Origin of the sequence: Tabrizicola soli, from assembly GCF_015999335.1 — a bacterium.
GTDB lineage: Bacteria > Pseudomonadota > Alphaproteobacteria > Rhodobacterales > Rhodobacteraceae > Tabrizicola > Tabrizicola soli.
This window is the reverse complement of the sequence record NZ_JAEACP010000012.1, coordinates 123,044-142,821: the sequence shown is the minus strand read 5'-3', so window position 1 is coordinate 142,821 and position 19,778 is coordinate 123,044. Positions and strand designations below refer to the sequence as shown.

Annotated in this window: 20 protein-coding genes; 12 read left to right on the top strand and 8 right to left on the bottom strand. The window is 68.3% G+C overall.

All coding sequences use genetic code 11. The features are described from left to right. The 3 genes from I7S92_RS12985 to I7S92_RS12975 form a co-directional block, all read right to left on the bottom strand. On the bottom strand, positions 1-855 hold the full coding sequence (locus tag I7S92_RS12985; RefSeq protein WP_197644941.1) for a metalloregulator ArsR/SmtB family transcription factor: 855 nt from the start codon (positions 853-855) through the stop codon (positions 1-3). Positions 856-1,024: 169 nt separating this feature from the next. Next, positions 1,025-2,494, bottom strand: coding sequence for a CopM family metallochaperone (gene copM / locus I7S92_RS12980; RefSeq protein WP_197644939.1), 1,470 nt, complete (start codon positions 2,492-2,494; stop codon positions 1,025-1,027). 87 nt (positions 2,495-2,581) lie between these two features. Further along, complete coding sequence (locus tag I7S92_RS12975) at positions 2,582-2,923, bottom strand: hypothetical protein (protein ID WP_197644937.1); 342 nt, start codon at positions 2,921-2,923, stop codon at positions 2,582-2,584. Between the two features lie 626 nt (positions 2,924-3,549). Between I7S92_RS12975 and I7S92_RS12970 the strand changes: the two genes are divergently transcribed. The 4 genes from I7S92_RS12970 to proX all read left to right on the top strand — a co-directional run bounded on the left by I7S92_RS12970 (position 3,550) and on the right by proX (position 7,805). Beyond that, a complete protein-coding gene (locus I7S92_RS12970) occupies positions 3,550-4,446 on the top strand; it encodes a LysR substrate-binding domain-containing protein (protein WP_197644935.1) in 897 nt (298 codons plus the stop codon). A gap of 96 nt (positions 4,447-4,542) precedes the next feature. Next, complete coding sequence (locus I7S92_RS12965) at positions 4,543-5,637, top strand: alcohol dehydrogenase family protein (protein WP_242070202.1); 1,095 nt, start codon at positions 4,543-4,545, stop codon at positions 5,635-5,637. Next, positions 5,634-6,758 carry a mandelate racemase/muconate lactonizing enzyme family protein gene (locus I7S92_RS12960; RefSeq protein WP_197644932.1) on the top strand — a complete coding sequence of 375 codons (1,125 nt, stop codon included), beginning with the start codon at positions 5,634-5,636 and terminating at the stop codon, positions 6,756-6,758. The genes I7S92_RS12965 and I7S92_RS12960 overlap by 4 nt, the downstream gene beginning before the upstream one ends. 60 nt (positions 6,759-6,818) lie before the next feature. Then, on the top strand, positions 6,819-7,805 hold the full coding sequence (gene proX, locus I7S92_RS12955) for a glycine betaine/L-proline ABC transporter substrate-binding protein ProX (protein WP_197644929.1): 987 nt from the start codon (positions 6,819-6,821) through the stop codon (positions 7,803-7,805). Positions 7,806-7,845: 40 nt separating this feature from the next. On the opposite strand, the gene I7S92_RS12950 is transcribed toward proX, so the two are convergent. Genes I7S92_RS12950 through I7S92_RS12935 form a run of 4 tightly spaced genes read right to left on the bottom strand, consistent with a single transcriptional unit; the run spans position 7,846 to position 11,241 of the window. Beyond that, a complete protein-coding gene (locus tag I7S92_RS12950) occupies positions 7,846-8,550 on the bottom strand; it encodes a GntR family transcriptional regulator (protein WP_206761076.1) in 705 nt (234 codons plus the stop codon). Next, entirely contained in the window at positions 8,550-9,398 is an 849-nt protein-coding gene (locus tag I7S92_RS12945) for an ABC transporter permease (RefSeq protein WP_197644925.1), read from the bottom strand. The genes I7S92_RS12950 and I7S92_RS12945 overlap by 1 nt, the downstream gene beginning before the upstream one ends. Continuing rightward, positions 9,395-10,210 (bottom strand): ABC transporter ATP-binding protein, encoded by an 816-nt coding sequence (locus I7S92_RS12940; protein WP_197644923.1) that lies wholly within the window; start codon positions 10,208-10,210, stop codon positions 9,395-9,397. The genes I7S92_RS12945 and I7S92_RS12940 overlap by 4 nt, the downstream gene beginning before the upstream one ends. Next, entirely contained in the window at positions 10,210-11,241 is a 1,032-nt protein-coding gene (locus I7S92_RS12935; protein ID WP_197644921.1) for an ABC transporter substrate-binding protein, read from the bottom strand. Before I7S92_RS12935 ends, I7S92_RS12940 begins: the two co-directional genes overlap by 1 nt. Positions 11,242-11,459: 218 nt before the next feature. Between I7S92_RS12935 and I7S92_RS12930 the strand changes: the two genes are divergently transcribed. The 4 genes from I7S92_RS12930 to I7S92_RS12915 are packed head-to-tail and all read left to right on the top strand — an operon-like array spanning position 11,460 to position 14,462. Then, positions 11,460-12,158, top strand: coding sequence for a fumarylacetoacetate hydrolase family protein (locus I7S92_RS12930; RefSeq protein WP_197644919.1), 699 nt, complete (start codon positions 11,460-11,462; stop codon positions 12,156-12,158). Next, the gene (locus tag I7S92_RS12925) at positions 12,155-12,766 is read left to right on the top strand and encodes an RraA family protein (protein ID WP_197644917.1); all 612 of its coding nucleotides are present in this window, start codon (positions 12,155-12,157) and stop codon (positions 12,764-12,766) included. The genes I7S92_RS12930 and I7S92_RS12925 overlap by 4 nt, the downstream gene beginning before the upstream one ends. Continuing rightward, positions 12,766-13,632 (top strand): NAD(P)-dependent oxidoreductase, encoded by an 867-nt coding sequence (locus I7S92_RS12920; protein ID WP_197644915.1) that lies wholly within the window; start codon positions 12,766-12,768, stop codon positions 13,630-13,632. Before I7S92_RS12925 ends, I7S92_RS12920 begins: the two co-directional genes overlap by 1 nt. Before the next feature lie 8 nt (positions 13,633-13,640). Next, positions 13,641-14,462: a sulfite exporter TauE/SafE family protein gene (locus tag I7S92_RS12915; RefSeq protein ID WP_197645001.1), complete on the top strand. Its 822-nt coding sequence runs from the start codon at positions 13,641-13,643 to the stop codon at positions 14,460-14,462. A gap of 24 nt (positions 14,463-14,486) precedes the next feature. Here the strand turns inward: I7S92_RS12915 and ychF are convergent, their stop codons facing one another. Next, complete coding sequence (ychF, locus tag I7S92_RS12910) at positions 14,487-15,584, bottom strand: redox-regulated ATPase YchF (RefSeq protein ID WP_197644913.1); 1,098 nt, start codon at positions 15,582-15,584, stop codon at positions 14,487-14,489. Positions 15,585-15,689: 105 nt separating this feature from the next. Between ychF and I7S92_RS12905 the strand changes: the two genes are divergently transcribed. From I7S92_RS12905 to I7S92_RS12890, 4 genes are all read left to right on the top strand, one after another. Continuing rightward, complete coding sequence (locus I7S92_RS12905) at positions 15,690-16,103, top strand: VOC family protein (RefSeq protein ID WP_197644911.1); 414 nt, start codon at positions 15,690-15,692, stop codon at positions 16,101-16,103. Positions 16,104-16,163: 60 nt separating this feature from the next. Further along, a complete protein-coding gene (trpA, locus tag I7S92_RS12900; protein WP_197644909.1) occupies positions 16,164-16,955 on the top strand; it encodes a tryptophan synthase subunit alpha in 792 nt (263 codons plus the stop codon). A 138-nt stretch (positions 16,956-17,093) separates the two neighbouring features. Beyond that, entirely contained in the window at positions 17,094-18,257 is a 1,164-nt protein-coding gene (locus tag I7S92_RS12895) for an alpha-hydroxy acid oxidase (protein WP_197644907.1), read from the top strand. Positions 18,258-18,415: 158 nt separating this feature from the next. Then, positions 18,416-19,777 carry an aspartate aminotransferase family protein gene (locus I7S92_RS12890; RefSeq protein WP_197644905.1) on the top strand — a complete coding sequence of 454 codons (1,362 nt, stop codon included), beginning with the start codon at positions 18,416-18,418 and terminating at the stop codon, positions 19,775-19,777. Position 19,778 lies beyond the last annotated feature (1 nt).

Here is a 19,778-nt window from a genome sequence, read left to right as displayed (position 1 = left end):
TCAGGCCTTTGCTTGCGTTTCGGCGCCGATGGCATCGACGCTGGACTGCAGGGACATCCGGTTCAGGCTGTCGAAGGGCAGTTCGACGAAGGCCGTGATCCGGCGGCGCAGCGCGGCATAGGTCTGGGCAAAGACCAGCGCCTTTTCCGCCTCCGTGCCCGTGGCCTTGACCGGATCGGGCAGGCCCCAATGGCCGGTGATCGGCTGGCCGGGCCAGGGCGGGCACTCCTCGGCCGCCGCCGCGTCGCAGACGGTGAAGACGAAATCCATCACGGGCGACCCGGGCTGCTGGAACTCGGAGATGTGCTTGGAGCGCAGGCCCGAGGTGTCGTGGCCGTTGCGCGCCAGGACCTCGAGCGCGAAGGGGTTCAACGCGCTGCCGGGGCACGTGCCGGCCGAATGTGCCGTGAATTTGCCGCGACCGAGGTCGCGCAGGATGGCCTCGGCAAAGATCGAGCGGGCCGAATTGCCCGAGCAGATGAAGAGCACGTCGAAGCCGGTGTCGCGGGGTGAGGCAGTCATCGGGGTGGCGTCCTTCCGGGCAGAGAGCAAGGGGGCAAGGAGATCGGGCCGGGCACGGCCGACATCGAGGGCGAGATAGCCGATCAGCCCTTCGGTCGTGTCGAGATCGACCGCGTAGTAGCGCGACCGGCCCCGCCGGGTGACTCCGACAAGGCCGGAGGCGGTCAGGTCGGCCAGATGATGCGACAGGGTGTTCTGCTTCAGGCTCAGCGCCTCGGCGATCTCGGTCGGGCGCACGCCCTGGGGAGCAAAGCGCATCAAGAGGCGGAAGACGGCCAGCCGGCCGGGATGGCCGAGCGTGGCGAAGGCATGGGCGGCGCGATTCTGTTCCATATTTCCCGAATGCAGGAATTGATTTGCCTTTTCCAGTGAAGGTTTCATGACACTCTGGCGCGCCTGTCTTCCCCGGTGGATCGCGGCTTGGAACTCCGTCCAGATGAAGCCACGGAATCCCTGCATTCCGACGTGGCGGCCGTTTACCCGGCCGCCACCCTTGGCTCCGTCAGTCCGGACGACCGTAGACCACGCCGTTCGGCCGGTCGCCGACGGGCACCGTCTCCACCACCTCTTGCGCGCGCGTGTCGATGATCGAGACGGAATCGGCGGCGATGTTCGTCACGAAAACGAAAGCCCCGTCCGCCGATACCGAGACGCCATGCGCGCCGGGGCCGGTGGTGATCGTCTTCACCACCTTGCCGCTTGCGGCGTCGATGACCGAGACGGTGTCATCCGGCGCGGCCTCGGTGCCCTGGTTGGCGACATAGACGAAAGCACCGTCCGGGGTGGCGGCCATCTGGATCGGATTCGCCCCGACATCGATCCGGTCGGTGACCTCGCGGGTCGCGGTGTCGATGACCGCCACACGGTTCTCGTCGCGCAGCGAGACGTAGACCTGCGCGCCCGAGGGCGTGAAGCCCACCTGCACGGGGGCTTCGCCGACGGGAATCCGCGCGACCTCGGCGAGGCTGGCGGTGTCGATGAGCGAGACCGAGCCGTCCTCGACATTGGCGACGTAAAGCTGGGACTGGTCGGGGCCAAGGCGCAGGCCATGCGGATAGGCGCCGGTCGGGATGCGCGCGAGCACCTCGGCCTTCGCCAGATCGACCACCGCGACCTCGTTCGCGCCCGAGAGGCTGACGAAGGCGCGGCCCGCGCGGTCGGCGACGACATGGGCGGGATGCTCTCCCACCGGGACGGTCTTGGCCGGGGCGGAGAGGTTGGCGGGGTCGAGGATGGCCAGCAGGCCCCCTTCGGCATCGTGGCCATGCGCCGCGCCGCCATGTCCGCCCGTCGCGGGTTGACCGACCGCGAGCAGGTGCTTGCCGTCAGGGGTCAGGTCGACATTGTGCGGGGCCAGCGGCAGCGTGACCGTGGCGACCGCGCCTGTAGAAAGGTCAATGGCGCTGATCGAACTGCCGCCCTCGTTGGCGGAGTAGACCGTGCCAGTGCCAAGGTCCATCGGCGTCTGCGGAGCCTGGGCCGCCAGCCAGTTCTGCATCGCGGCGATCTCGGCCTCTTGCGCCGCGATGATCTGGGCGGCCCATTCTTGCACTTGCGGATCGTTGCCGTATTGCTGGGCGATCCGGGCCATCTCGATCGCGCCCTGATGGTGCGGGATCATGCCGCGGACGAAGGCCACGTCCGGGTCTGCTGCCCTGACGCCGTCCATCATCGGGCCATGCATCGCGTCCATCGCCGCAAGATTGGCGCGGGTGAAGTCGGGCAGGTTCGCGGCCGCCTCGGCAGGGGCCATCATCCCCTGCATCATTCCTTGCATCATCTGCTGCATCGACGCCATGCAGTCAGGGGTCATCGCCTGCATCATGGCCTGGCACTGCGTCGGCATCGCCGGCATCTGCGCGGTCGGGGCCTCCGCAGGGGTCCCGGTATGGTGGGTGTCGTGCCCCTCCTGGGCAAAGGCAGGCAGTCCTGCGAGGAAGGCAAGCGTGAGTGTGAGTGCGGTTCGGTTCATCTTTGTCATCCCGTGTGAGCGCCTGCACCAATCGAGGGGCGGCGGCCAAGTTCCTGTGGTCATGCGGAAGTGCGCCGGGTCGGCGCGTTACAGGATGACGGATCGCGGGGGGCGGAGGAGCCGTTCGGGGGATCTTGCCCGCAGGACCGGGGCTTCTTGCCGGAAGCTTTCGCCAGCCGGCAGCAGGGTGACAGGCAGTGGCCCGGCGGGCAGCACCACAGCGAGGCAGGCCTGGCAGCAGATGCCCGCTTCGCCGGTGCAATCCGGGGCGGGGTCCGAAGGCTGCGCCTTGTGGTGCCCGGCGCAATGGCCGGTCATGCCGGCATGGTCCTCATGGATCGCATGGGGTCCCTCGCCCGCTTCGGCCGGGGCCTGCAGCACCAGCGCCGCGAAGGCGACCAGAAGGATGCCCAGGGCGAGTTGCCGCAAGCTGGCCCAAGCCCTGCGGGCAAGGGGAAGGCCCCCGTCTGGCAGGGGTCGAGCAGCCAGGCGGGTGCGCCGGGTGGTCATCCCTGGGTGTCCGGTGCGGCTTTCGGGTCGAGGTCGCGCATACCCCCATCCTGCGTCCCGGCGCCGGCGGATGCGATGCACGAAGCGGTGAAGTGCCGCCCCGGAACTGCGACAGGGTGTCGCCGGTGCCGCTGTCGGCCAGTTCCTCGTTCGGCCGGCCTCGCGGCTGACCAGCGCCATGCCGCAGGCCGGACAGGCGCCGGGGAAGACCTGCCGGAGTGGAGCTGTGGATCGTGCCCCCGGCCCCGGAACTCCGTGCGAGACCCGCCGGGCTTGATCGCCGCAGTCATCCCGCAAGCCGGGTCCGTTGCTGTCGATTCCCTAGGAAGGTTCGGGGATTTGTATTGATGGCGGTGCTTCATGTCATGTCGACCTTTCCGTCGCTCAAGACGAGCCTGCAGCTTCCGGTCGTGGGAAGGTCAAGAGGTTTCGACGGTATCGTGGCGAAGCATTTCACAGCTGGGGCAGATCCGGAAACCGTGGTCAAGCGGATGGGCGCGGCGAGGGCTCTTTCCTCCCCTGCCCCGCGCCTCTAGTCTGTCGGCATGGCCACGCGGCACTACAACCTGCCCTCGCTGACCGCCCTGGCGGCGTTCGAGGCGGTTGCGCGGCAGCTGAATGTCACCCGCGCGGCGGAGGAACTGAACGTCACTCCGGGAGCGGTGTCCAAGCAGATCCGGCAGCTCGAGGCGGAACTGGGGCGGGTGCTTTTGCGCAGGCATTCCACCGGCGTCTCGCTGACGGCCGAGGGCGAGGCGGTCGCGGCCAGTCTGCATGACGCATTCGACGGCATCTCGCGCACCCTGCAGAGTGTCCGCACCTCGGGCGAGCGGGCGCATGTGTCGATCGTCACCACCATGGCGACCATGCAACTGTGGCTGATGCCGCGTCTTGGATCCTTCTGGGGCGAGCATCAGGACATCGTGGTCGAGCACATCATCTCGGATCGGCTGCACGACGTGCCGCGCCCGGACCTCGACCTGCGCATCCGCTACGGCGCGGGCGACTGGCCCGGCGAGATTTCGGCGAAGATCCAGGACGACCGCGTCGTCGCCGTCGCCAGCCCCGCCTTTCTGGAGACCCGCCCGATTCCGGACCTGGAGGCGCTGTCCGCGGCCCCGCTTCTGTCGGTCGAGGGGGCGGACTGGGTGTGGATGACCTGGACCAGCTTCCTGCGCGAGGCGGGCGCGCCTTTCCACAGGCTCAACGTGCGGCGGTTCAACAGCTATGTGATCGCCTTGCAGGCGGCTCGGAACGGACAGGGGGTGGCGCTGGGCTGGATGAGCCTGGTGCGGCCCCTGTTGCGGTCCGGCGAACTCCGGCAGGTGACCGAAGCTGAAATCGCGGACCCGAGCGCCTTTTATGTAACCTGGAGCGACCGCCGCCCGCTCAGCCCCGAGGCCGTCACCCTGCGCGACTGGCTGCTGGCCCAGGGACGTTGAGTTTTCCTCAACTCTACCCGGCAACTTGTTCGCTTGATCCGGGCGGCTGGAATCCGTCTTTCTGGCAGGCAGAGACTGGCTGACGGAATGAGAGAGATGATGCCCCGAACCATGTCCGCCGTGCTGTTGACCGGGCACGGGGATTTCGACGTGCTGGACTACCGAAGCGATGTGCCGGTGCCCGAGCCGAAGCCCGGCGAGGTCCTGATCCGCGTCGCGGCGGCGGGGATCAACAACACCGACATCAACACCCGGATCGGCTGGTATTCGAAGAAGGTCGATGCGGCGACCGAACAGGGCGGGGCCTCGGGCTTTGCCCAGGTCGACGACAAGGACGCCAGCTGGTCGGGCGTGCCCTTGCAGTTCCCCCGCATCCAGGGTGCGGACGTCTGCGGCCATGTCGTCGCGGTCGGCGCGGGCGTCGATCCGGCGCGGATCGGAGAGCGGGTGATCGTGCGCAACATGCTGCGCAGTTACGTCGACTACCGCCCTTACGAATGCTGGACCCTCGGCAGCGAGATCGACGGCGGTTTCGCCCAGTTCACCGTCGCGCCTTCGCGTGAGACGCATGCGGTGCGCTGCGACTGGACGGATGCCGAGCTGGCCTCGATCCCCTGCGCCTATTCGACGGCCGAGAACATGCTGCACCGGGCGGGCGTCGGGGCCGAGCGGGTGCTGGTCACCGGGGCCTCGGGCGGGGTCGGCTCGGCCGCGGTACAGCTGGCGAAACGGCGCGGGGCCGAGGTGATCGCGGTCTGCGCGGCGGCGAAGGCCGGTGAGGTGCGGGCGCTGGGGGCGGACCGGACCGTCGACCGAAGGGCAGATCTGGTGGCCGAACTGGGGCGCAATTCCATCGACGTGGTGGTGGACATCGTGGCCGGGCCGGTCTGGCCACAGCTGCTGGAGGTGCTGCGGCTGGGCGGCCGCTACGCCTGCGCCGGGGCCATCGCCGGGCCGATCACCGAACTGGACCTGCGCACGCTCTACCTCAAGGACCTGACGCTCTATGGCTGCACCTTCCAGGAGGATGCGGTGTTCGAGAACCTGGTGCGCTACATCGAGGCCGGCGAAATCCGCCCCGTGGTCGCGAAAACCTATCCGCTGGCCGAGATCGCCCGGGCACAGTGCGACTTCCTTTCCAAGTCACGCACCGGGAAACTGGTGCTCATCCCCCCGCAGGTGAACGCATGAAGATCAGGTCCATCGAGCTTTTCCAGGTCGAACTGCCCTATTCCGGCGGGGTCTACCTGCTGTCCGGCGGCCGGGAGTACCGCGCTTTCGAGGCCTCGATCGTGCGGATGGAGACGGATACCGGCATCGAGGGCTGGGGCGAGAGCACGCCCTTCGGCTCGACCTATATCGCCAGCCATGCACGCGGCGCGCGGGCGGGGATCGAGGAGATAGCGCCTTACCTCATCGGCCGCGACCCGCGCCAGGTCGACCGGATCAACGACGCCATGGACGAGGCGCTGGTCGGCCATCACCACGCCAAGACCGCGCTGGACATCGCCTGCTGGGACATCTTCGGCAAGTCCGTGGGCCTGCCGGTCTGCGAGCTTCTGGGCGGGGCGACGGGGTTCCGGATGCCCACGATCTCGTCGATCTACGCGGGCGCGCCCGAGGAGATGCGGGCCCGCGTCGCGGCGCATCGGCAGATGGGCTATCGCGGCCATTCGGTGAAGATCGGCGCGCTCGACAGCGAGGGCGGCCCGGCGCTGGACGCCGAGCGGATCGCGGCCTGCCTCGCCGACCGGCGGCCGGGGGAATATTTCATCGTCGACGCCAATGGCGGGATGCTGCCGGAAACCGCGCTGCGGATGCTGCGGATGCTGCCCGATGGATTGGACTTCGTGCTGGAGGCGCCCTGCGCGACCTGGCGCGAGACCGCGTCCTTGCGCAGGCGCTGCCCGGTGCCGATCATCATGGACGAACTGGCGGAACTGGATGGCGACATCGCCCGGATCGTGGCCGAGGACATTGCCGACGGGATCGGGCTGAAGGTGTCGAAGGCCGGCGGCCTGACCCGCGGCCGCCGTCACCGCGACATCTGCCGCGCCGCCGGGCTGACGGTCAGCGTGCAGGACACCGTGGGCTCGGTCATCGCCTTTGCCGGGATCGTGCATCTGGGCGCGACGGTGCCTGAACGCTACCTGCGCTGCATCCTGGATTGCCGCGACATGGTCACCCTGACCACCGCCGATTTCGACGCGCCCGTCCGCGATGGCGGCGTGCTGCCGCCGCAGGCGCCGGGCCTCGGGATCACGGTGCGGCGCGAGGTGCTGGGCGACCCGGTCGCAAGCTGGACCTCCTGAACTCAACCATCAGAGGCGCGGGCAACGCGCCCTTTCCCCAACAACGACACGGAGACACCGATGAAACACCTGAACGCCGCTTCGGCGATTGCCCTTGCATTGCTTGCCGGACCGCTTTTCGCCAATGACCGCCCCGGCGAGGGCGTCACCGTCCGCCCGGTCATCCAGCCCCTGCTGGAGGAGATGTTCCAGTCGCGCGTCCTTTTCCGCGCGCTGGAGGACCTTGGCTATACCGTCGCCGACCCGCAGGAGGCGACCGCGCAGACCGCGCATCTGTCGGTCGGCGCCGGGGATGCGGACCTGTTCCCCTCCAGCTGGCACAAGCTGCATGATCCCTTTGTCCAGGAAGCCGGCGGCGACGGCGTGGTGACGAAGGTCGGCACCCTGGTCGACGGCGCGCTGCAGGGGTATCTGGTCGACAAGGCGAGCTACGACGCCGGCGTGACGAACCTGGACATGCTGAAGGACCCCGAGGTCGCCGGGCGTTTCGACGCCGATGGCGATGGCAAGGCCGACCTCGCCGGCTGCGTCCCCGGCTGGGGCTGCGAGCGGGTGATCGAGCATCAGCTGACCGAATACGGCCTGCGCGACACCGTCACCCACAACCAGGGCGAATACAACGCCATCATCGCCGACACGATCGCGCGCCAGCAGAACGGCCAGCCGGTGCTTTACTACACCTGGACGCCCTACTGGGTCTCGGGCGCATTGGTGCCGGGCAAGGATGTGGAGTGGCTGTCGGTGCCCTATACCTCGCTGCCGGACGGGGCGACGGGGCAGACCGAGTTCGAGGGCAAGAACCTGGGCTTCGCGGTGGATTCGGTCGGCGTCGTGGCGCGGAACGATTTCCTCGCGGCCAATCCGGCGGCGGCGAAACTGTTCGAGGTGGCAAGGATCAGCATCAATGACGTCTCGGCCGAGAACAAGCAGATCTCGGAGGGCGAGGACAGCTCGGAGGCGATCGACCGGCATGTCGCGGGCTGGATTGCCGCCAACCAGGCGACCTATGACGGCTGGCTGGCCGAAGCCCGCAAGGCCGCCGAATAACCCGGCCCGGTCAGGCGGATGGACGGGCCTGATCCGCGGATCAGGCCCGATCCTGCTCGATCACGCCGCGCGGGCCCTCGAGGGTCGTGGTGTAGTGATCGGCGAGCAGCCCGCAGGCCCGCTCCGCATCGCGATCAATGGCGGCGTTCAGAAGCGCCTGATGCTCTGCCGCCGCCCCCTCGCGGCGCTGGATGCTGGGATGGACGTTCATCGACAGGCTGCGGTAGCGCACCGCCTGATCCATCATCGTGGAACAGAAGCCCAGCAGCCAGCTTGAGCCGCAGCGGTCCAGCAGCAGCATGTGGAACTCCTTGTGGCGCAGCTCCCATTCCTCGGACAATTCGCGCCCCGCTTCGGCCGGAAGGCGGCGATGGGTGCGGGCAAGGCGGTGGTAGGCCAGGACCAGCTGTTCCTCCCAGTCCTCGGTTGCGTTGCGGATCGATTCGCGCAGGGCCAGCGTCTCCAGCCAGATCCGGGTCTTGACCAGATCCTCCAGCGCGGTCATCGAGATCCCGGCGACGAAGAAGCCGCGCTGGCTTTTCCGTTCGACCAGCCCCTCGGAGGACAGCCGGTTCAGCGCGTCGCGCACCGGCGCGATGCCGATGCCGTAGCGGTCGGAGATCGCTTCGATATGCAGCTTCTCGCCGGGGAACAGCTCGCCGTTCAGGATGTCGCGGCGGATGCACTCATGCGCCTTCTCGGACAGGGTCTTCGCATCGCCCAATGCCTTGTCGGTGGCATTCATCACCCAACTCCACCCGGCCGGTCGCCCTTGTTCCAGAACACCAGACGTCTTTGCACCCAGGCGACGGCAAAGAAAAGAGCCAGGCCCAGCAGGCTGAGGTAGAGGATCAGCGAAAAGACGCGCGGGGTGTCCAGCATCGAGGCCGATTCCCGGATCAGCGCGCCAAAGCCCTTGCCGCCGCCCAGGAATTCGCCGGTGATCACGCCGGCCATGACCCCGACCGAGGCGATCTTCAGCCCGGTGAAGATATAGGGCAGCCCGTTCGGCAGCTTCAGCCGGACCAGGGTCTGCCATCGGCTTGCGCCCATCGCCTTGAACAGCATCCGCTCGTTCTCGGAGGCGGCGTAAAGCCCGGCCGCAGTCGAGACGATGATCGGGAAGGTCGCGATGAAGGTCGCCAGCGCCACCTTGGACGCGATGTCGAAACCCAGCCAGGCGATGAACAGCGGCGCGAAGGCGATCTTCGGCATGGTGTCGATGGCGACGAGATAGGGCATGACGGCGCGTTCGCCGAACTTGGTCTCGCCGACCAGCACCCCCAGCGAAAAGCCGATCAGGGCCGAGAGCAGGAAGGCCCAGAACACCGTGCGCGTGGTGGTCCAGAGCGCCCCCAGCATGTAGCCGCCGCTCAAAAGGTTGGTGCCGACCATGACCAACTCGTCCAGCGTCTCCTTCGGGCTGGGCAGGATGATCGGCGAGACCCAGCCCGTCCGCGCGGTCGCCAGGTCCCAGATCAGCAGGACGACGGCGGCCAGCCCCAGCATCGCCAGCCAGCGCGGGATGCGGTCGATCAGGGCGACATGCTCGACCCAGACGGTATCGGTGCCGTGATCGGGGGCATCGGTCATTGGAAGGCCTCCTTGCCCAGAAGCTCGCGGATATGGGCGACGTACTGGCCGAAGCGGGGGGTGTTGACCATGTCCAGCGTCCGGGGCCGCGGCAGGTCGATCGCGATCTCCTCGACGATGCGGCCGGGGCGCGGCTTCATCACCAGGATGCGGTCCGACAGGATCACCGCCTCGGCCAGCGAATGGGTGACCAGGAAGGCGGTGGACTGCTGCTCGGCACAGATGCGTTGCAGTTCCATGTTCATGAAATCGCGCGTGAGCTCGTCCAGCGCGCTGAAGGGTTCGTCCAAGAGCAGCACCGCCGGATTGGCGATCAGCATCCGGCAGATCGAGGCGCGCTGCGCCATGCCGCCCGAAAGCTCTCCGGGATAGACATGGGCGAAATCGCCCAGGCCCACCAGCGTCAGCAACTCCAGCGCTCGGGGTATCGCAGCCCTGGCGGCGGCCCGGCCCTGGCGGATCTCGATCGGCAGGACGATGTTCTCGACCGTGGTCTTCCAGGGCAGGAGCGTGGCCTGCTGGAACATCATCCCGATGTCGGCGCGCGTGCCGGTCACGGGTTTTCCCTCCAACACGACACGCCCCTTCGTGGGCGGCATGAGCCCCGACATGATCTTCAGCAGCGTCGATTTCCCGCAGCCCGAGGATCCGACGACCGACACGAACTCGCCCTTGTGGAGCGTCAGGTTCACATCGGTGAGCGCCGTAAGCATGTTCCGGGCATAGGTCTTCGACAGCCGTTCGATCTGGTAGACCGGCCGCAGGGATGCGGCCGGGCTGGCGGTCAGGGGTCGGGGCTCTGCCATCATCATCAGGCGTTCCAGCCTGCCACGAATTCGTTCGTGTAGACAGCGGCAAGATCAGGCAGCGGCGCCTCCAGCGCGCCCGAGGCGACGGCGCTGTCGTGGATCGCCTGCCAGTGCTCGGGCGGCTGGTAGCCGTAGCCCTGGCCAAGGAAGGCCTCGGTCGGAGTCATGCGGTTGACGACGCCGTCATAGAGCGCCGGCGCATAGTCCTGCTCGCCCTCCTGCGGGTTGCCGGCCGCGCAATGCGCCAGCGCCTTTTCCTTGTTCGCGGGGTCGCTGGCGAACTTGGTGCCACGGACCAGCGCACGCCCGAACTTCGGCGCAAGGTCGGGCGTCGCGGCCATCTGGCTTTCCAGCATCGCGATGCCGTTGCCGAAGAAGCCGAGATAGGCCTCGGGCGTGATCTCGCGCAGGGTCAGGCCGCGAGCCGCGAGAATGGCGGCGTCGGACACCGCGCCGGCATAGCTGTTCACCTCGTCGCGCAGGAAGGCGACCGCCGCCGTGCCGCCGTCGCCCACCGGCAGGAAGGTGTAATCCGTGCCCTCCGCCATCCCCAGATCGCTGAGGATCGCCTTCGAGAACGACACCTCCGCCCCGTCCGCGGTGCCCACGCCGATGATCGTGCCCTTCAGGTCGGCGGGCGTCTGATAGGCGCTGTCCGCCTTCACCAGAAGGCCGAAGACCGATTTCGGATAGAGGTTGTAGAGAAACTTCACATCCACCCCGCGCGACCGCGCGCCAAGCGTGGGCCCCGGCCCCGGCGCCCCGATCTGGGCCTGGCCGGCAGTCATCGCCTGCAGCACGGCGGACGAGCCGTCGATCGCCTCCAGCCGCAGGTCCAGGCCCTCTTCGGCGAAATAGCCCTCACCCACCGCCACCCAATAGGGCAGCCAGGTCAGGGCCGAGGGGTTGGGGACCGCGAAGGTCACCGCCGTCTGCGCCCGCAAGAGCGAGGGCGCGCCAAGCGCAAGCCCGGCCGCCCCGCCCGCCGCCAGAAGCCCGAAGCCCCGACGCGTCACTCTGGTCGTGTTGGTCATGGTCTCTCCTCCCGTTGTGCGAAGGCGGCCCCGCTTCTTCCTCGGCGGTGCCAGCCTCTCGATGCAGGATATGCGATTCTTTCCAGAACGCAAAAATATATATGAAACGTCTGAATGAGAGATTTCATATCTTGATCTGCGGCGGGAAGCGGGAAATCCTGACCCCAACGTGATTCACCAGCCAACCGGGCGTCGGCCCGACCAGACAGGAGCTTTCCATGGTTGCATTCGCCCTCGCCCCGCCGCCGCAGGTGCATCTCGACATCACCGGCACGGACGAGAAATTCCCCGTCCGCCGCATCTACTGCATCGGCAAGAACTACGTCGCCCATATCATCGAGATGAACGCGGACGAGCGTGATCCGCCGGTGGTCTTCATGAAGCCGACCGATGCCATCGTGAGGAACGGCGGCGAGATCCCCTATCCGGTCCTGACCAACAACTTCCACTACGAATGCGAGTTGGTCGTGGCGCTGAAATCCGGCGGCTACGACATCCCGGTGTCCGAGGCGTCCAGCCACATCTACGGCTATGCCATCGGCCTCGACATGACCCGGCGCGACCATCAGGCGGCCGCGCTGGAGAAGGGCCTGCCCTGGGAGGTGACGAAAGCCTTCGACCATTCCGCCCCGATCGGCCCGATCACCCGCGCCAGTGACAGCGGCATCCTCACCTCCGGCCATGTCCGGCTGAAGGTGAACGGCGAGACCCGGCAGGACGCCGACATCTCGCTGATGATCTGGAAGGTGGACGAGATCATCGCGAAACTGTCCGAGCAGCACCGCCTGATGCCGGGCGACATCATCATGACCGGCACGCCCGCGGGCGTGGGTGCGGTGGTGACGGGCGACGTGCTGGACTGCAGCATGGACGGGGTCCAGCCGATGCAGCTGCGCATCGGCCCCAGGGCTTCATGACCGCGGCCGACCTCCTGCCGCTGGGCACGGCCACGCTGGGCGAGGCCTGGCCTGCCGCCCGGCTGGTCGCGGCCCCGATCCGCCCGCTCGCCCCCGGCATGGCGCTGGCGGGCACGGCCCTGCCGCTGCGCTGCCGCCCCGGCGATAACCTGGCGCTGCATCTCGCCATCGCGGCGGCGCGGCCCGGCGACGTGCTGGTGGTGGATTACGGCGGCAGCCTGCAGAGCGGCCCCTTCGGCGAGATCATGGCGCTGGCCTGCCGGATGCGCGGCATCGCCGGGCTGGTCATCGACGGCGCGGTGCGCGACAGTGCCCAGATCGCCGGGCTCGGCTTTCCGGTCTTCGCCCGCGGCCTGAACATCCGCGGCACCTCGAAATCCGACCGGGGCGAGATCGGCGTTCCGGTCGTGCTGGGCGGGGTGACGATCGCGCCGGGGGATGTGATCCTTGCCGACGCGGACGCCATCCTCGTCCTCGACGCGGGCGACCTCGACCCGGCGCTGGCCGCCGCGCAGGCCCGGGCCGCGCGCGAGGCGGCGATGATGACGCGGCTCGGCCAGGGCGAGACGACGCTATCCATCCTCGGGCTTGACGGAGGGACAGAGTAATGAGCCAGACCATCGGCATCGCAGGCACCGGGCGCATGGGCACCGCCTTCGCCCGCCGGCTGGCCGAGACCGGCCACCGGGTCCGCGTCTGGAACCGCAGCCCGGACCGGACCGCCGCAGCCGTGGCCGCCGGGGCCGAGGCGGTGGACCTGCCCGGCCTCGCCGCCTGCGAGGTGATCCTCCTGTCGCTGACCGATGCCGCGGCCTCGCGCTCGGTGCTGCGCAACCTGGCGGCAACCGGACTGCAGGGCCGGCTCGTGATCGAGATGTCCACCCTCCTGCCGGACGAGGCCGGATCGCTTGCCGTGATCGCCGGGACGGCCGGCGCCGATTTCCTGCACTGCCCGGTCGGCGGCACGGTGGCGCCGGCCCTGAAGGGCCAGCTTCTGGGCATGGCGGGGGGCACGCCCGCCGCCTTCGACCGCGCCAGGCCGGTGCTCGACCAGCTCTGCCGCCGGGTGGAGCATCTGGGCACCCCGGCCGCGGCGGCGCGGATGAAGCTGGCGGTCAACCTGCCGCTGGCGGTCTACTGGCAGGTGCTGGGCGAAAGCCTCGCGCTTTTGCGCGGGACGGGGGTGCCGGACGACCTGGCGATCAGCCTGATCGCCGACAGTTCCGCCGGGCCGAATGTCCTGAAGACCCGTGCGCAGGTCGTGGTCGACACCCTGGCGGGAACCGACCAGCCCGGCACCTTCGACATCGCGGGCCTTGCCAAGGATCTCGGGCTGGCGCTGACCCTGGCCGAATCCGAGGGTGTGGAGCTCCCCCTCGCCCAGGCAACCCGTTCCCGCTATGGCGCGGCGCTTGCCGCCGGGCTCGGCGGCTTCGACGGGGCCAGCCTGACTCGCAGGACGGCCGAAAGGTGAGCGAGTTCATGGATCCCGCCACGCTTCTGCCGCTGGTCGCCGCGCTGGCCATCGCCGGGGCATTGATCGGCTTTCTGGCCGGGCTCTTCGGCATCGGCGGCGGGGCGATCTCGGTCCCGGTCTTCTACGAGGTGTTCCAGACCCTTGGCCATGCGCCCGAGGTGGCGATGCCGATGGCGGTCGGCACCTCGCTCGCCGTGATCATCCCCACCTCGATCCAGTCCTCGCGCGGGCATTTCAAGCGCGGGACGGTCGACCTCGACCTGCTGCGGCTCTGGGCGCTGCCGGTGCTGGCGGGGGTGGCGGTCGGCTCGGTCATCGCGCGCTTCGCCCCGCCGCAGCTGTTCCAGCTGGTCTTTGCCGTGGTGGCCGCGATCAATGCCGTCAAGCTTCTGGCCGGAGGCTCGGGCTGGCGGTTGCGCGACAGCCTGCCCGGCAAGGCGGCGATGCGGGCCTATGGCGCCGGCGTCGGACTGGTTTCCGCCCTGATGGGCATCGGCGGCGGCGCGGTCTCGACCCTGATCCTGACGCTGCATAACGTCCCGATCCACCGCGCGGTCTCGACCTCGGCGGGGGTGGGCGTGCTGATCGCCATCCCCGGAACGCTGGGCTACATGGCGGCCGGCTGGGGACGGACCGACCTGCCCGCCGACGCGCTCGGCTTCGTCTCGCTCGCGACCTTCGCGCTCACGATCCCCACCTCGATCCTGACCACCCGCTTCGGCGTGGCGCTGGCCCATGGCCTGAGCCGCCGCCGCCTGGAAACCGCCTTCGGCCTGTTCCTGGCCGCCGTCTGCCTGCGCTTCATCTGGGCGATCCTGCGGGGATAGGCGCCCGCAGATCAGTTCCCGCACTCAGCCGTTGAACAGGAAATGCAGGACGTCGCCGTCCTTGACCTCGTAGGTCTTGCCTTCCACCCGGAACTTGCCGGCCTCCTTGGCCCCCGCCTCGCCATTGCCGGCGATGTAATCGTCATAGGCGACGGTTTCGGCCCGGATGAAGCCCTTTTCGAAATCGCCATGGATCACCCCGGCCGCCTGCGGCGCCAGCGTGCCCTTCTGGATCGTCCAGGCGCGGGCCTCCTTCGGGCCGACGGTGAAATAGGTCTGCAGGCCCAGAAGCGCATGGCCCGCGCGGATCAGCCGGTCGAGCCCGGCCTCGTGCAGGCCCATCTCCTCCAGGAACATCGCGGCCTCGTCCTCGGGAAGCTGCGCCAGTTCCTCCTCGATCCGGGCCGAGATCACCACCGCGCCCGCGCCCTGTTTCGCCGCCATCTCGGCCACGCGGGCCGACTGGCTGTTGCCTGTCGCGGCCGAAGCCTCCTCGACGTTGCAGACGTAAAGCACCGGCTTCGCGGTCAGGAGCTGCAGCATCCGCCATTGTTTCTGGTCATCCTCGGCGATCTGGATCGTACGGGCGGGCTTGCCGTCCTCCAGCACCTTCTGCGCCACGGCCAGCAGGCGGTCCTGGTCCAGGCTTTCCTTGTCGCCGCCCTTGAGCTTGCGCGCCAGGTTCGCCCGGCGCCGCTCGATCGATTCCAGATCCGCCAGCATCAGCTCGGTCTCGATGGTCTCGGCATCGGCCACCGGGTCGATCCGGCCCTCGACATGGGTGATGTCGCCGTCCTCGAAGCAGCGCAGCACATGGGCGATGGCGTCGCATTCGCGGATATTGGCGAGGAACTGGTTGCCGAGGCCCTCGCCCCTCGATGCCCCGCGCACGAGGCCGGCGATATCGACGAAGGTCATCCGTGTCGGGATGATCTGCTTCGAGCCCGCGATCGCCGCCAGCTTGTCCAGCCGCGCATCGGGGACCGCGACCTCGCCCACGTTGGGCTCGATGGTGCAGAAGGGGAAGTTCGCCGCCTGCGCCGCCGCCGTACGGGTCAGCGCGTTGAAGAGGGTGGACTTGCCCACGTTCGGCAGCCCGACGATGCCCATCCTGAAGCCCATGATACCCTCCTGCAAGCGACGGGCCGCTTCTACGGGGGTGGCGCGGCGGGATCAAGCTTCTGCGACTCGGATCCCGGGCGTAGGCTGGCGGGCAGGAGGTGCACCATGAGCTTCGATCCCTATATCCATTTCCAGGGCAACGCCCGCGCCGCGCTGGAGGCCTACCGCGATCTGTTCGGCGGCACGCTGGAAATGATGACCTATGCCCAGATGCCCGAGGCCCCGGCCGAGATGCAGGGCTCGGACCTGATCCTGCATGCAACCCTGCGCGTCGGCGGTCGCAGCCTGATGGCCTCGGACTTCCCGCCGGGCATGGCGGGCGATCCGCAGAAGGCGGTGTCGATCAGCCACGAGGCCGCTTCCGAGGCCGAGGCCCGCCGCATCTTCGCCGCCCTCAGCGAGGGCGGCGCGGTGATCATGGAGTTCCAGCCGACCTTCTGGTCCGACGGGTTCGGCATGGTGAAGGACCGCTTCGGGACGCACTGGATGATCTCCTCGCCCTGGCGGCAACCGGGCTGAGTCCCATTGATTTCCCCATGTCGGCCATGGCAGATGGAGCCGACCAGCAGGGGGACCGCCATGACACGGATCGACGACACCTTCGCGCGGCTGAAGGCCGAGGGGAAGAAGGCCTTCGTCGCCTATATCATGGGCGGCGATCCCGACGAGGCGACCTCGCTTGCCGTGATGCAGGGCCTTCCGGCCGCCGGGGTGGACGTGATCGAGCTGGGGATGCCCTTCACCGATCCGATGGCGGACGGGCCGACGATCCAGGCGGCCGGGCAGCGGGCGCTGGAAGGCGGCATGAAGATGGACCGGGTGCTGGCCATGGTCCGCGCCTTCCGGGCCGCGGATGACAGGACGCCCATCGTCCTCATGGGCTACTACAACCCGATCTATTCGCGCGGCGTCGACCGCTTCCTGGTCGAGGCGACCGACGCCGGGATCGACGGCCTCATCGTGGTGGACCTGCCGCCCGAGGAGGATGCCGAACTCTGCATCCCGGCGCAGAAGGCCGGGCTGAACTTCATCCGGCTGGCGACGCCCACCACCGATGACAAGCGCCTGCCGAAGGTGCTGCAGAACACCTCCGGCTTCGTCTACTACGTCTCGATCACCGGCATCACCGGGGCGGCGGCGGCGCAGGCGACCGACGTGGGACCGGAGGTCGTGCGGATCAAGCGGTCGACCGGCCTGCCGGTGATCGTCGGCTTCGGCATCAACACGCCCGAGGCGGCGAAGACCATCGCCGGCGTGGCGGATGGCTGCGTCGTGGGCTCGGCCATCGTCAAGGACATCGGTGCGGGCGTGCCGGTTGCGCAGGTGCTGGCCCGCGTGAAGGCGCTGGCCGACGGAGCGCATTCGGCCTGATCCTCGCGCGACGCCGATTTCCGGACGGAAATCGTCCCGGAATTCGTTCGAATTCCGGGGTCGCGCGCTTGCCGGACGTATGGACGGATGCCCGCGGTATTGGTAACAGGAGTTGACCAATACCGGGAGCCACCACCCATGCCCGTGATCACCTGCATCGAGGATCTGAAGCGCCTGCACCGGAAGCGCACGCCGCGCATGTTCTGGGACTATTGCGAAAGCGGCAGCTACACCGAGCAGACCTTCCGCGAGAATTCCTCGGACTTCACGAAACTCCGCTTCCGCCAGCGGGTCGCGCGCGACCTGACCGGGCGTGACCTCTCCAGCACGATGGCCGGGCACAGGGTCTCGATGCCGGTGGCGCTGGCCCCGGTCGGATCGACCGGGATGCAGCATCCCGACGGCGAGATCCACGCGGCGCGGGCCGCGGCCAGGGCGGGGGTGCCCTTCACCCTCTCGACCATGTCGATCTGTTCGATCGAGGACGTGGCGGCGGCCAGCCCCGATCCGTTCTGGTTCCAGCTTTACGTGATGAAGGACGAGGATTTCGTCGACAGCGCCATCGAACGCGCCCGGGCCGCGAAATGCAGCGCCCTGGTGCTGACGCTGGACCTGCAGATCCTGGGCCAGCGCCACAAGGACCTGAAGAACGGCCTGACCTCGCCACCACGGCCGACGATCCCGAACCTGATCAACATGGCGCTGAAGCCGCGCTGGTCGCTGAACATGCTGAAGACCCCGCGTCGGCAGTTCCGCAACATCGTCGGCCATGTGAAGGGCGTGACCAGCCTTTCCGACCTGACCACCTGGACGAACGAGCAGTTCGATCCCCAGCTCGACTGGGCCAAGGTCGCCCGGATCCGCGACCAGTGGAAGGGCAAGTTCATCCTCAAGGGCGTGCTCGACCCCGAGGATGCCAGGATGGCCGCCGACGCCGGCGCCGATGCGGTGATCGTCTCGAACCACGGCGGGCGGCAGCTGGACGGGGCGCTCAGCTCGATCCGGATGCTGCCGTCGATTGTCCGCGCCATCGGCGACCGGACCGAGGTCTGGCTGGATTCGGGCATCCGCTCGGGCCAGGACGTGCTGAAGGCGCTCAGCCTTGGTGCGACGGGCACGATGATCGGCCGGGCCTATATCCACGGCCTCGGCGCGATGGGCGAGACTGGCGTGACCGCCGCGCTCGAGGTGATCCGCAAGGAGATGGACATTACCATGGCGCTCTGCGGCGAGCGTGACGTGAAGGCGATGGGCCGGCACAACCTGTTGATCCCGCAGGATTTCGAGGGAAACTGGGCCTGACCCACCCGCTCGTCGGTGACTTCGTCACTCCTCACAGGTCGCGCGTGACGCCCTGCGAGGAGGAGCCGAAGGCGAACGACGAGCCACCGCTTGCTTTTTGATCAAATTATGTCGCATATACGGCCAGCAACCCCGCGAGGCCCGAATTGTCAGACGAGATGATCGCCGGTATCCGCCAGGACCGCCTGGCCGCTTTCGCCAGGCGTGAGGCCGGGATCTACGCCAAGGCCCGCCCGAAGGCCCGGAAGGCGCTGGCCGAAGGATCGCGGCACTTCCTTGGCGGCGTGCCGATGCACTGGATGGCCGACTGGCCGATGCCGCATCTGCCGCTGGTCGCCCGCGCCCAAGGCGCGCGGATCGAGGATATCGACGGCGTGACGCTGGACGACTTCTGCCTCGGCGACACCGGCTCGATGTTCGGCCACTCCCCCGCCCCCGTCGCCAGGGCGATCCGCCAGCAGGCCCGGCGCGGCCTGACCTACATGCTCCCCACGGAAGCCGCGCTGGAGGCAGGCCGCCTCCTGACCGAGCGTTTCGGTCCCTTCCGCTGGCAGATCGCCACCACCGCCACCGACGCCAACCGCTTCGCCCTCCGCGTCGCCCGGGCGATCACCGGCAAGCCCAAGGTCCTGGTGTTCAACGGCTGCTACCACGGCACGGTGGACGACAGCTTCGTCTCGCTGGAAAACGGGGTCACGGTGAACTCCCCGGGTCTTCTCGGCCAGGTGGCCGACCTGACGCAGACCGCCGTCGCCTGCGAATTCAACGACCTGGCCAGCGTCGAGGCCGCGCTCGCCAAGGGCGACGTCGCCGCGATCCTGACCGAGCCGGTGATGACCAACTCCTGCATGGTCCTGCCCGACCCCGGCTTCCACGACGGCCTGCGCCGCCTGTCGAAACAATACGGCGCGCTTCTCATCATGGACGAGACGCACACCATCTCCTCCGGCCTCGGCGGCTATACCCGCGTCCATTCCCTCAGCCCCGACATCTTCGTCGTCGGCAAATGCGTTGCCGGGGGGATGCCGACCGCCGTCTGGGGCCTGACCGACGAGACCGCGCAGCGGTACGAGGAGGCGAACGCACGGCGCGCGCCCGGCCGCAGCGGCATGGGCACCACGCTTTCCGCCAACCCGATGCAGTTCGCCTGCCTCGTCGCCAACCTGTCCGAAGTGATGACCCCGGAAAACTACGCCCATATGGAGAAGCTGGCCGAGCGCCTGTCCCGTGGCCTCGCCAGGGTCATCGACAGGCACAAGGCCCCCTGGCACGTCGTCCGCGTCGGCGCGCGGGTGGAGTTCATCTGCGCCCCCGGCCCCCTGAAGAACGGGACGCAGGCGGGTTACGCCCACCAGCCGCAGGTGGAGGCCGCGATCCACACCGGCCTCATCAACCGCGGCACGCTCATCGCGCCCTTCCACAACATGATGCTGATCAGCCCCGCGACGAAGAAGGCCCAGGTCGACCGCCTGATTGCCAGCTTCGACGCCATCCTTTCCGACCTTTTCCAGGCAGACTGAA

Coding starts and splice junctions, on each gene's coding strand:
- I7S92_RS12890 (WP_197644905.1), top strand. CDS start 18,416: ATGATCGCCGGTATCCGCCAGGACCGCCTGGCCGCTTTCGCCAGGCGT.
- I7S92_RS12960 (WP_197644932.1), top strand. CDS start 5,634: ATGAAGATCAGGTCCATCGAGCTTTTCCAGGTCGAACTGCCCTATTCC.
- I7S92_RS12970 (WP_197644935.1), top strand. CDS start 3,550: ATGGCCACGCGGCACTACAACCTGCCCTCGCTGACCGCCCTGGCGGCG.
- ychF (WP_197644913.1), bottom strand. CDS start 15,584: ATGGGCTTCAGGATGGGCATCGTCGGGCTGCCGAACGTGGGCAAGTCC.
- I7S92_RS12950 (WP_206761076.1), bottom strand. CDS start 8,550: ATGAATGCCACCGACAAGGCATTGGGCGATGCGAAGACCCTGTCCGAG.
- proX (WP_197644929.1), top strand. CDS start 6,819: ATGAAACACCTGAACGCCGCTTCGGCGATTGCCCTTGCATTGCTTGCC.
- I7S92_RS12985 (WP_197644941.1), bottom strand. CDS start 855: ATGGAACAGAATCGCGCCGCCCATGCCTTCGCCACGCTCGGCCATCCC.
- I7S92_RS12930 (WP_197644919.1), top strand. CDS start 11,460: ATGGTTGCATTCGCCCTCGCCCCGCCGCCGCAGGTGCATCTCGACATC.
- I7S92_RS12945 (WP_197644925.1), bottom strand. CDS start 9,398: ATGACCGATGCCCCCGATCACGGCACCGATACCGTCTGGGTCGAGCAT.
- I7S92_RS12905 (WP_197644911.1), top strand. CDS start 15,690: ATGAGCTTCGATCCCTATATCCATTTCCAGGGCAACGCCCGCGCCGCG.
- I7S92_RS12965 (WP_242070202.1), top strand. CDS start 4,543: ATGATGCCCCGAACCATGTCCGCCGTGCTGTTGACCGGGCACGGGGAT.
- I7S92_RS12925 (WP_197644917.1), top strand. CDS start 12,155: ATGACCGCGGCCGACCTCCTGCCGCTGGGCACGGCCACGCTGGGCGAG.
- I7S92_RS12920 (WP_197644915.1), top strand. CDS start 12,766: ATGAGCCAGACCATCGGCATCGCAGGCACCGGGCGCATGGGCACCGCC.
- copM (WP_197644939.1), bottom strand. CDS start 2,494: ATGAACCGAACCGCACTCACACTCACGCTTGCCTTCCTCGCAGGACTG.
- trpA (WP_197644909.1), top strand. CDS start 16,164: ATGACACGGATCGACGACACCTTCGCGCGGCTGAAGGCCGAGGGGAAG.
- I7S92_RS12895 (WP_197644907.1), top strand. CDS start 17,094: ATGCCCGTGATCACCTGCATCGAGGATCTGAAGCGCCTGCACCGGAAG.
- I7S92_RS12935 (WP_197644921.1), bottom strand. CDS start 11,241: ATGACCAACACGACCAGAGTGACGCGTCGGGGCTTCGGGCTTCTGGCG.
- I7S92_RS12940 (WP_197644923.1), bottom strand. CDS start 10,210: ATGATGATGGCAGAGCCCCGACCCCTGACCGCCAGCCCGGCCGCATCC.
- I7S92_RS12915 (WP_197645001.1), top strand. CDS start 13,641: ATGGATCCCGCCACGCTTCTGCCGCTGGTCGCCGCGCTGGCCATCGCC.